The organism is Duganella sp. Dugasp78, assembly GCF_059491455.1.
The window spans coordinates 1,649,515-1,665,100 of the sequence record NZ_CP168506.1; the positions used below are offsets into that span (position 1 = coordinate 1,649,515).

The 15,586-nt window shown below is 64.8% G+C and carries 14 protein-coding genes; 3 read left to right on the top strand and 11 right to left on the bottom strand.

Translation table 11 applies throughout. The features are described 5' to 3' along the window. Positions 1-90 precede the first annotated feature (90 nt). Positions 91-3,654, bottom strand: coding sequence for an indolepyruvate ferredoxin oxidoreductase family protein (locus tag ACEN9O_RS07300; protein ID WP_495616919.1), 3,564 nt, complete (start codon positions 3,652-3,654; stop codon positions 91-93). 170 nt (positions 3,655-3,824) lie between these two features. Next, positions 3,825-4,937 carry a 4-hydroxyphenylpyruvate dioxygenase gene (gene hppD, locus ACEN9O_RS07305; protein WP_495616920.1) on the bottom strand — a complete coding sequence of 371 codons (1,113 nt, stop codon included), beginning with the start codon at positions 4,935-4,937 and terminating at the stop codon, positions 3,825-3,827. Positions 4,938-5,063: 126 nt separating this feature from the next. Between hppD and ACEN9O_RS07310 the strand changes: the two genes are divergently transcribed. The 3 genes from ACEN9O_RS07310 to ACEN9O_RS07320 all read left to right on the top strand — a co-directional run bounded on the left by ACEN9O_RS07310 (position 5,064) and on the right by ACEN9O_RS07320 (position 6,396). Then, entirely contained in the window at positions 5,064-5,585 is a 522-nt protein-coding gene (locus ACEN9O_RS07310; protein ID WP_008444048.1) for an Lrp/AsnC family transcriptional regulator, read from the top strand. A 68-nt stretch (positions 5,586-5,653) separates the two neighbouring features. Continuing rightward, positions 5,654-5,842: a hypothetical protein gene (locus ACEN9O_RS07315; protein ID WP_495616921.1), complete on the top strand. Its 189-nt coding sequence runs from the start codon at positions 5,654-5,656 to the stop codon at positions 5,840-5,842. Positions 5,843-5,844: 2 nt separating this feature from the next. Then, complete coding sequence (locus ACEN9O_RS07320; RefSeq protein WP_495616922.1) at positions 5,845-6,396, top strand: hypothetical protein; 552 nt, start codon at positions 5,845-5,847, stop codon at positions 6,394-6,396. Here the strand turns inward: ACEN9O_RS07320 and dsbD are convergent. The 9 genes from dsbD to ACEN9O_RS07365 form a co-directional block, all read right to left on the bottom strand. Then, positions 6,386-8,242: a protein-disulfide reductase DsbD gene (dsbD, locus tag ACEN9O_RS07325; protein ID WP_495616923.1), complete on the bottom strand. Its 1,857-nt coding sequence runs from the start codon at positions 8,240-8,242 to the stop codon at positions 6,386-6,388. The two genes, ACEN9O_RS07320 and dsbD, sit on opposite strands and share 11 nt — an antisense overlap. 11 nt (positions 8,243-8,253) lie before the next feature. Continuing rightward, positions 8,254-9,150, bottom strand: coding sequence for an FAD:protein FMN transferase (locus ACEN9O_RS07330; protein WP_495616924.1), 897 nt, complete (start codon positions 9,148-9,150; stop codon positions 8,254-8,256). Between the two features lie 21 nt (positions 9,151-9,171). Continuing rightward, complete coding sequence (locus ACEN9O_RS07335; RefSeq protein WP_495616925.1) at positions 9,172-10,314, bottom strand: DUF3570 domain-containing protein; 1,143 nt, start codon at positions 10,312-10,314, stop codon at positions 9,172-9,174. Positions 10,315-10,322: 8 nt separating this feature from the next. Continuing rightward, positions 10,323-10,538 (bottom strand): DUF4266 domain-containing protein, encoded by a 216-nt coding sequence (locus ACEN9O_RS07340; protein ID WP_495616926.1) that lies wholly within the window; start codon positions 10,536-10,538, stop codon positions 10,323-10,325. After that, positions 10,535-11,029 (bottom strand): TlpA family protein disulfide reductase, encoded by a 495-nt coding sequence (locus ACEN9O_RS07345; protein ID WP_495616927.1) that lies wholly within the window; start codon positions 11,027-11,029, stop codon positions 10,535-10,537. Before ACEN9O_RS07345 ends, ACEN9O_RS07340 begins: the two co-directional genes overlap by 4 nt. A 1-nt stretch (position 11,030) precedes the next feature. Further along, entirely contained in the window at positions 11,031-13,172 is a 2,142-nt protein-coding gene (locus ACEN9O_RS07350; protein WP_495616928.1) for a choice-of-anchor D domain-containing protein, read from the bottom strand. Positions 13,173-13,193: 21 nt separating this feature from the next. Next, positions 13,194-13,571, bottom strand: coding sequence for a JDVT-CTERM system glutamic-type intramembrane protease MrtJ (gene mrtJ, locus ACEN9O_RS07355; RefSeq protein ID WP_495616929.1), 378 nt, complete (start codon positions 13,569-13,571; stop codon positions 13,194-13,196). A gap of 87 nt (positions 13,572-13,658) precedes the next feature. Then, positions 13,659-14,336 carry a GNAT family N-acetyltransferase gene (locus ACEN9O_RS07360; RefSeq protein WP_495616930.1) on the bottom strand — a complete coding sequence of 226 codons (678 nt, stop codon included), beginning with the start codon at positions 14,334-14,336 and terminating at the stop codon, positions 13,659-13,661. Continuing rightward, a complete protein-coding gene (locus ACEN9O_RS07365; RefSeq protein ID WP_495616931.1) occupies positions 14,333-15,583 on the bottom strand; it encodes a multifunctional CCA addition/repair protein in 1,251 nt (416 codons plus the stop codon). Before ACEN9O_RS07365 ends, ACEN9O_RS07360 begins: the two co-directional genes overlap by 4 nt. Positions 15,584-15,586: the final 3 nt, after the last annotated feature.

The window sequence follows — 15,586 nt, forward strand, 5'->3', positions numbered from 1 at the left end:
CGCGCAGGCGGGAATCCATACTGAGCATGCCTCGGAGGGAATGCATGCAGCGCATGGATTCCCGCTTTCGCGGGAATGACGGGTGGCTCCTCAGGCAGCGTTGGTGTGGCTGCCAACCGGCTTGCCGAAGGCCGCCAGCAACGCCGCCTCCTTCTGCTTGGCCGCCTTGAAGTGACGCTCCTTCACGTGGCCGTAGCCGCGGATGTCTTCCGGGATGCTGGCAATGGCCACGGCCTGCGACAGGTTCTCGGCCGTCAGCTTCGGCAGCAGCGAGGTCACGGTGTCGCGGTACTCGCCGATCAGCGCGCGTTCCATCTTGCGCTCCGCCGTGTAGCCGAAGATGTCCAGCGCCGAACCGCGCAAGCCTTTCAGCTTGGCCAGCAGGCCGAACGCCTTCATCATCCACGGACCGAATTCCTGCTTGATCAACTGGCCGTTGGCATCGTGCTTGGCCAGCAGCGGCGGCGCCAGGTGGAACTTCAGCTTGATGTCGCCTTCGAACATGCCGGCGATCTTCTGCTGGAATGCACCGTCGGTGTACAGGCGCGCGACTTCATACTCGTCCTTGTACGCCATCAGCTTGTAGTAGTAGCGCGCCACGGCTTCGCTCAGGCGGGTGCTCTTGCCCAGCTTGGCCTCTTCCGCGCGGACCTGGTCGACAAACGATTTATACTGTTTAGCATAATCAGCGTCCTGGTAGGCCGTCAGCAGCTCGACGCGGCGGGCGACGATGTCGTCCAGCGTCTGGATGCGTTTGAACTCGATCACCTTGGCCGGCGTGGTCAGCTTGGTCACCGAAGCCAGGTCGTGGGCGGCGGTGCGGCCCCAGTTGAAGGCCGATTTGTTGAAGCCCACCGACACGCCATTGAGCTCGATCGCCTTGATCAGCGACGCTTCGCTCAGCGGCACATGGCCCTTCTGGAATGCATAGCCCAGCATGAACATATTGGTGGCGATCGAGTCGCCCATCAGCGCCGTGGCGATCTGGCCGGCGTCGACGAAGTCCACCAGGTCGTTGCCGCAGGCCCTGACGATTTCGCCACGCGAGGAAGCATCCGGGAACTGCCAGTTAGGATTCTTCACAAACGCCGCAGTCGACGAGCCGGTCGAGTTGATCATCGCGTGCGTGCGGCCTTCGCCCATGCGCGACAAAGCGTCGCGCGAGGCGGTGACGATCAAGTCGCAGCCCACCACCAGATCGGCGCTGCCGGTGCCGACACGGGTCGAATGCAGGTCGGACTGCTTGTCCGCCAAGCGCACGTGCGACATCACCGGGCCGCCCTTCTGGGCCAGGCCACTCATGTCCAGCACGATGGCGCCCTTGCCTTCGACGTGCGCCGCGACCGCCAGGATCTGGCCGACCGTGACCACGCCGGTACCGCCGATGCCGGTGATCAGGATGCCGTACGGCGTCGCCGTCGACGGCAGTACCGGCGTAGGCAGCACCGCCTGCGGGCCTTCACCCACGGCGGCCTTCTTCGGCTTCTTCAACGCTCCGCCTTCCACCGTCACAAAGCTCGGGCAGAAACCGGTGGTGCAGGAGAAGTCCTTGTTGCAGGACGACTGGTTGATCTGGCGCTTGCGGCCCAGTTCCGTCTCCAGCGGCTCCACCGACAGGCAGTTGGATTGCACGGAGCAGTCACCGCAGCCTTCGCAGACGGCTTCGTTGATGACGGCGCGCTTGGCCGGATCCGGGTATTCGTTACGCTTCCGGCGACGGCGCTTCTCGGAAGCACAGGTCTGGTCGTAGATCATGGCCGACACGCCCGGCTTGTCGCGCAGTTCGCGCTGCACGTCCATCAATTCGCTGCGATGGCGCACGGTGACGCCTTCCGCCCATTTGTAATCGGCCGGGTATTTTTCCGGCTCGTCGGTGACGACGATGATCGGCGTGACGCCTTCGGCGGCGATCTGGCGCGAGATCATGCCCGGGTCCAGCGGACCATCGAACTGCTGGCCGCCGGTCATGGCGACGGCGTCGTTGAACAGGATCTTGTAGGTGATGTTGACCTTGGCCGCCACCGCCGCGCGGATCGCCAGGATCCCGGAGTGGAAGTAGGTGCCGTCACCCAGGTTGGTGAAGACGTGCTTCTCGTTGGTGAACGGCGCCTGGCCTACCCAGGTCACGCCCTCCGCGCCCATGTGGGTGAAGGTCGAGGTTTCGCGGTCCATCCACAGCACCATGTAGTGGCAGCCGATGCCGGCCAGCGCGCGCGAACCTTCCGGCACCTTGGTCGAGGTGTTGTGCGGGCAGCCGGAGCAGAAGAACGGCGTGCGGTCGGTTTCCGGATTCGGCTTGGACGGCAGCGTTTTCAGCGCCAGTTCCTTCGCCTCCAGGAAGGCCACGCGTTCCTGCACGCGTTGCGCGACCGGATGACCGGCGCAGTAGTGGGCGATGCGCGAGGCGATGGCGCGCGCGATCTGCGCGGGGTTCAGCTCATAGGTGGCCGGCAGCAGCCAGTCGCCGTGGCCGGTCTTGCCCTTATTGCTCCACTCGCCGGTGTCGTCGAACTTGCCGACCACGCGCGGACGCTGGCCGTCCGGCAGGTTGTACAGCTCTTCCTTCAGCGCGTATTCGAGGATCTGGCGCTTTTCCTCGACCACCAGGATCTCGTCCAGGCCCTTGGCGAATTCGTGCACGCCGTCCGCTTCCAGCGGCCAGGTCATGCCGATCTTGTACAGGCGGATGCCGATGTCGGCGGCGGCCTGCTCGTCGATGCCCAGGTCAGCCAGCGCCTGGCGCGTGTCCAGATAGGATTTGCCGGCGGTGATGATGCCGATCTTCGGCTTCGGCGAATCCCAGATGATCTGGTTCAGTTTATTGGCGCGGCAGTAGGCCAATGCGGCGTACCACTTGTAACTGTTCATCCGCACTTCCATATCGAGCACGGTGTCCGGCCAGCGGATATTCAGGCCGCCGACAGGCAGCTCGAAGTCGGTGGGCAGATTGATCTGCACGCGGTCCGGGTCGAAGTCCACCACGGCGCCGGATTCGATGATGTCGGTGACGCACTTCATCGATACCCACAGGCCGGTGTAGCGGCTCATGGCCCAGGCGTGCAGGCCGTAGTCGATGTATTCCTGCACCGACGATGGATACAGCACAGGGATGCCGCAGGCGTTGAGGATGTGGTCCGACTGGTGCGCGGTGGACGAGGACTTGGCCGCGTGGTCGTCGCCGGCCAGCACCAGCACGCCGCCGTGCTTGGCGGAGCCGGCGTTATTGGCGTGCTTGAAGACGTCGCCGCAGCGGTCGACGCCGGGGCCTTTGCCGTACCACATGGAGAAGATGCCGTCGTATTTGGCGTCCTCGAAAAGATTGGTTTGCTGGGTGCCCCAGACCGCGGTGGCGGCCAGGTCTTCGTTCATCCCGGGATGGAACTTGACGTGGTGGGCGTCCAGGTACTTCTTGGCCTTCATCGCCGTCATGTCGACGCTGGTGACCGGGGAACCGCGATAGCCGGTGATGTAGCCGGCGGTGTTCAGGCCTGCCTTCAGGTCGCGTTCGCGCTGCATCATCGGCAGACGGATCAGGGCCTGGGTGCCGGTCATGAAGGCCCGGCCGCGTTCCAGCGTCCACTTGTCGTCTAGTGAAATGTCGTTGTCCGAGTGCGTGCCCGGCTCTAGTTGCGAGCCCTTGTGAGGTGCGTTCATTGTGTCTCCATTATTCTTTAAGCCATGCGCTACAGGGCCTCGTTGGCCCATCAGCGCGCGATCCGCCGGCTCTTGTGGAGGCGGCGGAACGGAAAAATGTGGTTATTTACAGGGTACCACAGGCCTGCGCCCCGTTCTGTGCGGGACTGCCGGCTTTCCACCCTTGTTTCTTAGGCGGCGCTTGGATCTTTCAACACGCCGCGCTTGATCTGATCGAGCTCGATCGACTCGAACAGCGCGCGGAAATTACCCTCGCCGAAGCCCTGGTCGCCCTTGCGCTGGATGATCTCGAAGAAGATCGGACCGATGACGTTCTGGCTGAAGATCTGTAGCAGCAGTTCGCGCTCGTTCTCGCTGCTATGGCCGTCGATCAGGATGCGCAGGCGGCGCAGGTCTTCCAGGCGCTCGCCGTGATTCGGCAGGCGGCGGTTGACCAATTCATAGTAGGTCTCGATCGTGTCCTGGAACACGATGCCGGCCTTCTTCATCGTCTCGACGGACGAGTAGATGTCGTCGGTGCCCAGCGCGATGTGCTGGATGCCTTCGCCGTGGTACTCGTCCAGGTATTCGGCGATCTGCGACTTGTCGTCCGACGATTCGTTGATCGGGATGCGCACTTTGCCGCAGGGCGAAGTCATGGCCTTCGACTTCAGGCCGGTCAGCTTGCCTTCGATGTCGAAGTAGCGCACTTCGCGGAAGTTGAACATCTTCTCGTAGAAGTCCGCCCATTCCTTCATGCGGCCGCGATGGACATTGTTGGTCAGGTGGTCGATATAGGTCAGGCCGTGGCCGACCGGGTTGGCCACCGCGCCCGGGATGGCGACGAAGTCGACGTCGTAGATGCTGATGTCGCCGATGGCGCCCTGCTCGCCGCCGTTCTTGCCGCGCCAGCGGTCGACCAGGTAGATCAGCGAATCGCCCACGCCCTTGATGGCGGGGATGTTGAGTTCCATCGGGCCGGTCTTGTTATCGAAGCCCCAGGCGCCCTGCTCCAGCGCGCGCTTGTAGGCGAACGCGGAATCCTGCACGCGGATCGCGATGGCGCACACGGACGGGCCGTGGTGGCGGGCGAAGCGCTGGGCGAAGGAGTCCTGCTCGGCGTTGATCAGGAAGTTGATGTCGCCCTGGCGGTACAGGGTGACATCCTTGTGGCGGTGACGGGCGATGGCGGTAAAACCCATGCTCTCGAACAGCGCGCCCAGGGCCTTCGGATCGGGTGCGGCGTATTCGACAAACTCAAAACCATCGGTCCCCATCGGGTTGTCCCAAGGCGTAAATTTCATGCGCGTCTCCTTCTTTGAATAGCGCACAGTATAGACCCGCTTCACCAGCATTAAATTGCAAACAATTCCCATGGATTGCCAATTTGCGCAATAATATTGCCTGAACACTGATTTTTTGAGGTATTTATGACCAAAATTGCGCTGGACAAAACCGACCGTAAAATTCTGTCAATTTTGCAGGCGGACGGGCGTTTGTCGAACCAGGACGTGGCGGAACTGGTGGCCTTGTCGCCGTCGCCCTGCCTGCGCCGCATCAAGCGGCTGGAGGAGGCTGGCGTGATCCGCCAGTACGTGGCGCTGCTGGACCCGGACAAGATCGGCCTGGGCCTGCTGGCCTATGTCAACGTGCGGCTGGAGAAGCACAGCGAGGCGGCCGCGCACAGCAACGCCCGCGCGCTGGGCGCGCCAAACGCGCCGGTGTCGCCGCGCGCGGATTTCGCGGTGTCGGTGGAGCAGTGGCCGGAAGTGGTGGCCTGCTATGCGATGACGGGCGAGATGGATTACCTGTTGCGGGTGCACGTGGAAGACATGGACCACTTCTCGCGCTTCATGATGGCGACGCTGCTGCGCCACCCGGCGGTGCTGGACGTGAAATCCTCGTTCGCCCTGCAGCGCATCAAGGACACCACCGCCCTGCCGCTGGTATAAAGGAGGATGGCTGGCCGGATGCGCGTCCGGCCGGATCCCAAGCAACCCAGCAGTGAAGGAGCGTGATCATGTTTAATGTTTCACCATTCTTTACCCCCGAAGAAATACGCCGGATTTGCGAGAACATGTCGGTAAGTATCGACGACAACCCTCGTCTTTCGGAAAAAAGCAAACGCATAATTAAGTCTGTGCATTTTTCACGCGAGGAGATAGACAAGACCATCGCGAAAATGGCCGCCGAGCGCAAAGCGAAATAATCTTGCAGCACGTATTTAAAGCGCTTATAAAATACGAGGACGACGTCCCCGGCGCCATCGCTTACGCCATCTACAAACGGAGCAAAATAGAATGGCGCGCTGGTTTCGCTGCGCTACACGGCGGAGCGGAGCCCGATGCGAAGGACGAAGCCGAATTCACGACGTTCTGCATGCTTCCAGAAAATTTGATCGGTTTGAGACAGCGTGGTGAGCAAATCGCCGCGGAGTTTCTCGCGAAGTCTCTTGAAGAGAAGATGGTGCAGGTCGCCGAAAATGTCACTCAGTCGGAGCTTTCTGCTCGACTTTTCTTGCTTGATGCCGGGATAACGGCAGGATTTCAGCGTATCGAGAGGAAATTGGATGAGAAAAAAACTCTGCGGGCTTGGGGGCGGGATATTGTTACCGCCTTTATTGCAGGCCTCGGAGTGATACTTGCGGTCGGTCTGCTGTTCAATGGGTATGTGCGCTTCGCTGCGATCAATGCCACTGCCGAAAAGGCAGTAGGCATTGATCTGGAGACTCAGCAAAGGAAAGCGGCGCCGCTCAGGAAGTGAGATGGCGGTCCAGGTGCTGGACGAAGGGCTCCGGCGCCAGGAAGCCGATCACGCGGCTGTTCGGGATCTCCTTGCCGCCGTTGAAGAGGATGATGCCCGGTGGGCCGAACAGGCCGAAGCGCTTCATCAAGGCCTTGTCGTCGGCGCTGTTGGCGGTGACGTCCACCTGGATCAGACGCACCTGCTTCAACTTGCCGCTGACTGCAGGCTTGGAGAAGGTGAAGCGCTCCATCTCCTTGCAGGACACGCACCAGTCGGCGTAGAAGTCCAGCATAACCGGGGTGGTGCTGGTGGCCAGCACCTGATCCAGTTCGGCCACGGTCTTGATGCGGCTGAAGCGAATCTCGTCGCCGGCGGGCGCCGCGCCTTCGGTGCGGGCGATGCTCAGGTGGGCCAATGGTTGCAGCACGTCGCGGCCGGCGCTGGCGGCGCCTGCCAGCTCAAGCAGGCCGCCGACCAGGAAGGCCAGTCCCAGCGTCTTGCCAACGTAGGCGCCCAGTCCGGCGTTGGCGCCGCCGCGCAACGGTTCGAACACGTGCAGGAACACTGCGCACAAGAGTGCGAACACGCCCCACAACCACATCATCACCGTCACCGGAAACACCGGCGTGATCATCCAGATCGCCACCGCGATCAACAGCAGGCCGAAGATTTTCTTCACGCCGTTCATCCAGGCGCCGGCGCGCGGCAGCAGGCTGCCTGCCGAGATCCCGGTCAGCAGCAAGGGCACGCTCATGCCGACCGCCATAGAGAACAAGGCCCAGCCGCCGGTCCAGACGTTGCGCGTCTGGCTGATGTAGAGCAGCGCGCCGGCCAGCGGGCCAGCCACGCACGGGCCGACGATCAGGGCCGACAAGGCGCCCATGACGAACACGCCGACGAAGCGGCCGCCGCCCATGTTGCCGCTGGTCGCGCTCAAGCGGCTTTGCAGGGCGCTCGGCAGCTGCAGCTGGTAGACATCGAACATCGACAAGGCCAGGCCGACCAGCAGCGCGCCGAAGGTCAACAGCACCCAGGGCTTTTGCAGCGCGCCGGCCAGGCCTTCGCCAGCCAGGCCGGCAGCCACGCCGAGCGAGGTGTAGACCAGGGCCATGCCCAGGCAATACGCCAGCGCCAGCGAGAAGCCCCGGCTGCGCGACACGGCACCTTCACCCACAATGATCGAGGACAGGATGGGCACCATCGGCAGCACGCATGGCGTGAACGACAGCAGCAGGCCGAAGGCAAGGAAGGCCAGCCCGATGCGCCATGCGCTGCCGCTTTGCAGCGTGCGCTGGGCGAGGGAGCTGTCGTCTTCATGCTGCGGCGCGGTGGACGCGGCTGGCGCGGCTGAAGCTGCAGCCGCAACTGGCGCGGCCGGTGCGGCGGTGGCGTTGGCCGGCGCGCCGGCCGGCGGCGCATCAACCGCCACCAGCTTGCCCGGCGGCGATGGATCGACGCGGTAGCTCTGCGTCGCCGGCGAGTAGCACAAGCCCGCGTCCGCACAACCCTGATAGCCCACTTGCAGCGTGAACGCGGCAGTCGCCGTCAACGGCAGCTTGACCACCAGGCTGTCCTGGTAAGTCTCCATCTCCTTGTTGAAGTTGGTGTCGAACTTGCGCAGCCCTGCCGGCAGCGCCGGCGCTTCAAGCTGGGCGCCGTCCGCCTTGAAACTCAGGCGGTCGCGGTACAAGTGATAGCCCGGCGCGATCACCCACGACAAGCGCACCGTATGCGCATCAACCAGCTCACCCTTTAACTGGAACGCCTGATCCGGCTCCAGGAAATCATCCGCTCGCGCGCCGGTAGCCAGCGCGATTACCGCCACCAGCAGCGCCATCAAACGCGTCATCCAATTGTTCATCATTTCCACCTTATTCAAACATCCCTGAACAGCATCTGTCCCTGATCGTTCACGGCCAGATACCCCATGTCCGATGCACTCAAAAAATTCAAACCGTCCTTCTGCTTCAGCATCGCGATGGTCGAGCAGCTGCCCGCGGCTATCGCCATCGGCGCCAGCACGCTGACCGAGCGCCAGTACCGCACCGGCATGCCGTCGCGCGGATCGAGGATGTGGCAGTAGCGCTGCCCATCGAGCTCGAAGTAGCGCTCGTAATCACCGCTGGTGGCCAGCGCACCTGTGCTGACCGGTATGCTCGCGATCACGCTGTCCGGATCGCGCGGGTCCTGGATGCCGATGCTCCATGGCTGCCCGTTCAGGCGCGGACCGATGAAGCGCATGTCGCCACCCAGGTTCACATAACCGTGCTTGACGCCCGCATCGGCCAGCAGCGCCGCCGCGCGGTCGGCCGCATACTCCTTGCCGAAGCCGCCGAAATCAATCTCCATGCCGGCCTGGCGCAGGTAGACATGGTGCGCGCCGCATCCCACCTTGTCCCAGCCGACCAGCGCCAGCAAGGGCTCCAGCACTTCCCTGCCCGGCACCTTGGGCTGGCGAAAATCCCAGGCCCGCCGCAGCACGCCGGAAGTGATGTCGAACAGCCCTCCGCTGGCGCCGTGCAGCGCTGCGGCGTAACCCATCAGCGACATGGTCTCGCTGTCGCAATCCACTTCGTGCTTGCCTGCCGCCGCGTTGATGCGCGAGACGATGCTGTCCGGCTGGTAGCGCGAATACTTGGTTTCGATACGCAGCACCTCGTCCATGGCGCGCTGCGCGAGCAGCGCCGCCGTGTGCGCGTCCGACGCGGCGAACCGCAACTCGCAGCGGCTGGCCATCGCCTGGAACGTGGTGCGATGTATTGCGTCTACCATTTTGCGTCTACCATTTTGCGTCTACCACTGCCGGTTGATCGCTATCTGTATCGTCTGCGCCCGCAACGCATCCAGGCCCGGACTGCCCTCGTGGAACAGCCGCCAGCTGCCACGCTGCTGGTACACCGACGCCTTCACGTCGACGGACCACAGCTTGTCGATCTGCTTGCTGACCTTCAGGCCCAACGTCACCGCGCCGAAGCCCGACAAGCGCTGGTCGGCCGACATGTAGCCGTTGCCGTTGTACCCCGGCGGGAACGGCGCGCCCAGCTTGGCATCGTAGAGCGGATCGTAGTAGAAGCTCGCCGCGCTTTGCGAATACAGCCGCGCCTCCGGCGTTACGGTCCAGCCCTGCGACAGCGGCTGCACGTATTCGGCGCCCAGCGTATGCCCGCGCACGCCGAAGCTGTCGCGGTAATAGCGGTAGGACAGCCGGCTGGTGCCGCCGGTCGAGGCCAGGTGGTGATTCCAGCGCGCCAGCAGGGTCGTCTCGTCGCGGCTACGCGGACGGTTGTCCAGCGCCTTGTACGGGTCGGAGAAATAACCTTCGCCTTCGCTGTGCGTCAGCGTCAGCTGGGCGATGTCATTGGCCGTCAGCACCTGCGTCACGCCCAGCAGCAGATTGGTGCTGCGCTTCTTCTCGTTGCTGACGATCTTATTGACCGGATTGATGTGGTCATCCGCATGGCCGATGCCGACGGTCCAGGTGGTGTTCTTGCTCTCGCTCTCCAGGCTGCCCTGCAGCGACAATGCGCGCGACAGGTAATCGTGCTCGTTCGAATACGCCACGCCGGCCGTCACCGTGCCGCGTTCGAAATAGCGCGTGGCCGAGACATCGCCCGCCGTGCGGTGGTCCTGCATGTGCGAGGCGCCGGAGATCGCCGTGTGATAGCGCGGCGAAGCGCCCGACACATCGTCCGACACCACCGAGGCACCGATATTCCACACGCCCGCCACCGGCGCCGTGATCGACACCGACGGCGAATGCACGGTGATGCGGTCCAGGCCCGACTGGCTGTCCTTGTAGTTCAGATAGCCCAGTGTAATGGTGCCGTTGGCAGGCGGCGTTTCGGCATGCGCCTGCACGCCTGGCAGCATCAGCGCCGCCGTCATGATGGATGCAGCCAGGCCGCGCCCGGATGCCTTGTCTTCGTTACTCGTCATGGTGGTCCTTAATTGCAGCCGCAACCGCCGCCACCCACACCGGCGCCGCCGGCCGAAGCCTCGCGGCTGGTGTAGATATGGTCGTCGAAGCGTGTGAACATATGGCCGTCGCCGAAGGTCATCTCGGGGCGCGCCAGCGTGCCCTTTTCCCAAGGCTGCACGTTACCCATCGAGGCGCAGCCGGACAGGCCGGCCGCCAGCGCGATCAACAGTAGCGTTTTCATTTGACGGCTCCCAATGCGTTCTGGATTTTGACTTCCAACTCGGCGCGGTCGGCTTCGCGGAAGCCGGAATGCTCCAGCAGCACCTTGCCGTCCGGCCCAATCAACACGCTGCTGGGCATGCCCTTGATGCCGTAGCTGCGCGGCGTGGCGCCTTGCGGATCGAAGCCGATGGCGAAGCGCGCCGGCGTCGTCGTCAGGAACTGGCGCGCGTCGGCGCTGTTGGCGTCGACGTTGACGCCGACGATCTGCAAGCCCTTGGCGCCGTACTTGGCCTGCATCTCGTTCATCCACGGGAAGGACTGGCGGCACGGGCCGCACCACGAAGCCCAGAAGTCCACATACACCACCTTGCCCTGCAGCTTGGCCAGCTTCACCGCGCCTTCCAACCCTTGCAGGTCGAACTGCGGCGCGGTGACGCCCTTCTCCAGCGCCCAGGCAGGGGCCGCGCCCAGCGCGGCAGCCAGCAGCATGGCGATCGATATTGGTTTCATGTCAGCCTCCAATGCGTTTCGATTGACGACGGCGCCAGCCGATGGCGGCTGCCGCGGCGATCACCAGGAACACCATCATCGGGTCGTTGACGTCGTCCGACGCCGAGCAACCGCCGCCGCCTTTATTGACCGGCGCGGCGCTGCTTGCAGCCGCCGTGCCCTGGCCGCTCAACGCGATGGTCCAGCTGCTGCCGGCGACGCTGGACTGTATCGCCACGTTGCCGCTGTTGTTGCCGGCGTTGACCGGTGTGTAGCTCACCACCAGATCGCACTTGGCGCCCGGCGCCAGCGTGACAGGGAAGGCCGCGCAGCCGGTGCTGTCCGCCACGGCGGCGAACGGGCCGGTGTAGGCGGCGCTGGCCAGCGTGACGGCGGCGGAGCCGCTGTTGGTCAGCGTGAAGCGGCGGGTCGGCGCTGCGCTGCCGATAACGACCGCGCCGAAGTCGAAGCTCTGCGGCGCGATCGTCAGCGACGGTGCGGTGACGACGACGGCCACGCCGTTACCGTTCAGGGCCAGGTGGAACTGCGCGCCGCTGTCCGTCACCAGCAGCAGGTCGGCGCTACGGGCACCGGCGGCGACAGGTTTGAACGCGGTGGTCAGTGTGCAGCTGGAACCCGGAGCGACGGCGGCGCCGGCGACGCAGGTGCCACCGGGGACGAAGTCACCCGGCTGATTGCCGCCCAGCGTCAGCGTGGAAATGGTCAGCGAGCCGTTGCCGGTGTTAGCCAGCGTGGTCGTATGCACCGCCGCGCTGCTGCCGACTTGCGTATCGGCGAAGACGATCGGACCTGCTTCGGACAGCACCGGCGTCGCCGTGGCCTGCTTGGTGCCGGTGCCGGTGATGCCGACCTGCAGCGCAGCCGCGTTCGAGCTCACCGCCAGCGTCGCCGAGACCGCGCTTTCCGCCGCCGGTGCAAAACGTACCGGCACCGAGCAGCTGGCGCCTACCGCCAGGGTGGCGCCGCAATCGCTGGCGCCCAGGCTGAAGCTGGCCGCGCTGGTGGCGCTCAGGCCGATCTTGCTGAAACTGATGACCACATTGCCGGTGTTGGCCAGCGTGACCGTCTGCGCCACAGCGGCGGCGCCGATGGTCTGTGTGCCGAAGGCGATGGCCGACGGTGTGGCCGTCAGTGCCGGCGCCGGCGTAGCGGCGCTGCCGGACAGGCCGACCGTGGCATTGCCATTGGATGCGTTGGATGCCAGCGTCAAACTGGCGGAGAAGGCGCCGGCCGTCGCGGGCAGCGCTTGCAGCGTCACCGTGCAGCTGCCGCCCGCAGGCACCGGCGTGGCGACCGCGCAGCTGCCGCCCTGCGTGAAGATGCCGGCGTTGGCGCCGTCAAGCGCGATGGAGCTGAAGGTCAGCGCGGCCTGGCCACTGTTACTGACGGTGACGGTCGACACGGCGGAAGGAGAGCCCGTCAGCAGCGTGCCGAAATTGACGCTGGACGCGGACAAGGCGATGGTGGCCTGCGGCGTGGCGTTGCCGGTGCCGCTGAGCGAGACGCTGCTGCTGCCGCCGGTGGCGTTGTGGGTGATGGTCAGCGTGGCCGCGCGCGCGCCTGCCGCCGTCGGCTTGAAGCTGGCCTGCACGGTGCAGCTGGCGCCCGCGGCGACGGCACCACCGTTGGTGCAGCTGCCGCCGGCGACGCTAAAGTCGCCCGCCGCCGCGCCGCTGAGGGAAATGGTGCCGATATTGAGCGCAGCATTGCCGGTATTGCTCAAGGTGGCGGCCAGCGGGCCGGCCGTCTGGCCGATACTGGTTCCGCTAAAGGTCAGGCTGGCCGGCGCCAGCGAGGCGGCAGGTGCGGCCACCACGGTCGGATTGCCGATAAAGGCCGCCAGGTCGGCCAGCTCCGCCACGCTGAATTTGCCGTTATACAGGCTGCCCATGCCCCCCTTGTTGGTGGCGATGGCGTTCTGGATCACGGACGGCTGGTTGGCAGCCGCCAGGATACCGTTGACGTTATTCGCCGGCGAGGCGCTGTGGCAGGTGGTGCACGAGGCGCCGCCGGACACCGGCCCGTTGAGATACAGGCTCTTGCCGTTCAGGGCATCGGCCGCATTGGCGCCCTGCCCCATCACACCGACCAGCAGGACCGCAGTCCACCGAAGCCGGAACACCTTTGCTAACAAGCCTGTCATCACATTCTCCTGAGGTTTGATCTAAAAGTTGATCTGTAATTCGCAGACAGAGATCGCAAAGGCATTCATGCCGCTGTGCGCCAGGGTGCACCAGGTCCAGCTTCGGGTGCGCTGGTAGAGCAGCGCCAGCGCCAGTCCCGGCGCCAGCACCGCCAGCACTTGCTGCCAGCCGGAGCCTATATGCAGCAAGCTGAAAACCGCCGTCGACACCAGCACGGGTCCCGCCTTCGTCAAAGGCAGGCCGCCGTTGCGGGCGGCCAGCTGGCGTGTCATCCACTCCTGCAGCCCGGCCCTGACCACGCATTCCTCCAGCGCGGGCGAGAGCAGCAGCAGGCGCAGGCAGACGGCGAAGTCCGGCGCCTGCAACTGCGTGCTGCAAAAATGGGTAATCGACGACACGGGATTTCTGTGGTTTTGCTGCCGGTTGCGTATCTTGTCCGACCGTTGATACCCGGTCGCGCAGCAAAGGTTCTAACGAGGAGTAATTTATTTTCGGCCGAGCAGGCGGTCGAACCACTTTGCTGCGATGCGCTTGTTGGCCTTGAGGGCGTAGTCCAGCGTGGCGAATTGCTCGTCCAGCGCTTCTTGCAGCATGCTGGCCGGGTTGGCCGGCGGCAGTTTCAGGTAGGCGTCCGCTTCGCCGTAGTCGCGATGGATCTCCATGCCGGCTTTTTTCGCGATGTGCATCATGGTCTTGTTGGACGACAGGCAGTGCATGTACAGCGTGTCGACGTCGTTGTTGCGGCAGTGGATGGCGGCCCGCTCGAACAACTTGGACCCCACGCCTATGCCGCGCGCCGAGCGGCTGACCGACACGCCGAATTCCGCCACCCGTTCCTTCTCGGTGACGGCGCTCTTCGATTCGTCGCGCGGCGCGAACGCCAGGTGGCCCACGGCCACCAGCTTGAACACGCGGTTGTACACGCCGAACACCATGTCGCGCGAGAAGTCGATGCGGTTGACGTAGTTGGCCACCTGCTCGTCCGGCAGCGCGGTGCCGAAGCGCAGCAGGCGGTCGCTGGTCTCAAGACCGAGGAAGTGCTTGACCATGCGCCGCCGGTCGCGTTCGCGCAGCTCCTTGACCAGAACCGTGGGACGGTGCTTGCCGTCCCTTTGCTTGCCCCAGCGGCGCAGCGGATTCTGGAAAAGGTCGATCGAGCTCACTCCGGGTCCTCGTCGTCGCCGGCATTGAGCGCCACCTTCACCGCCGTCACGCGCGCGCGGTGCACCAGCTCAGGGATGCGCTGCGGGTTGGCGGTACTGGCCAGCGCGATCTCGCCGGCGTTGACGCCGCGCGCGGCGGCCAGCGCCGTCTCCAGGTGCGCCAGTTGCGGGAACGGGGCATCGCGGAAGCTGGCGTTGGGGCCGATGCGGCCGCGCGAATCGCATTCGGTCGCCAGCAGCATCTGCGAGAAGCGCGCCGGTTTGCGGAAGGCGTCGCAGCGCTCGAACAGGGTGACGATGGTGTTGGGCCGCAGCTGCAAGGCGCGGCCGACGTTGCCGTGTTCGCGCGCGGTCATCACGGCCAGGTCGCGGCACTCGGTCGGCACCTTGAGGCGCTTGCACACCTGCTCCACCAGCTTGACACCCAGGCCTTCGTGGCCGTGGTGCGCGGGCCAGTTTTCCGGCGGCGTGGCGCCCTTGCCCAGGTCGTGCATCAGGCAGGCGAAGCGCGCGGCCAGTTCGTGCCCCGCTTCCGCCGCGCAGTCGATCACCTGCAGCATGTGGGTGCCGGTGTCGATTTCGGGATGCCACTTCTCCGGCTGCGGCACGCCCCACAGCACATCCAGTTCCGGCAGGATGCGCGCCAGCGCGCCGCAGTCGCGCAGCACTTCCAGCATGCGCGAGGGCTTGGCTTCCATCAGGCCGCGCGAGAGCTCCTGCCACACGCGTTCCGGCACCAGCGCGTCGACTTCGCCCTGCTCCACCATCTGCCGCATCAGCGCGTTGGTTTCCGGCGCCACGCGGAAATCGCTGAAGCGCGCGGCGAAGCGGGCCACGCGCAGGATGCGCACCGGGTCTTCGGCAAACGCTTCGGAGACGTGGCGGAAGATGCGCTGCTCCAGGTCGCGCCGGCCGCCGTATGGGTCGGTGAGGGTGCCGTCGTCGGCGCGGGCGATGGCGTTGATGGTCAGGTCGCGGCGTACCAGGTCGTCTTCCAGCGTGACGTCGGGCGAGGTGTGGAACACGAAGCCCTTGTAGCCGGGCGCGGTCTTGCGCTCGGTGCGGGCCAGCGCATATTCCTCCTGCGTCTTCGGATGCAGGAACACCGGAAAGTCCTTGCCGACCGGGCGGAAGCCCTTGGCCAGCATGTCGTCCGGCGTGGCGCCGACGACGACGTGATCGTGGTCCTTGACCGGCAGGCCAAGCAGTTCATCGCGCACGGCGCCGCCGACTACATAGGTTTGCATGCT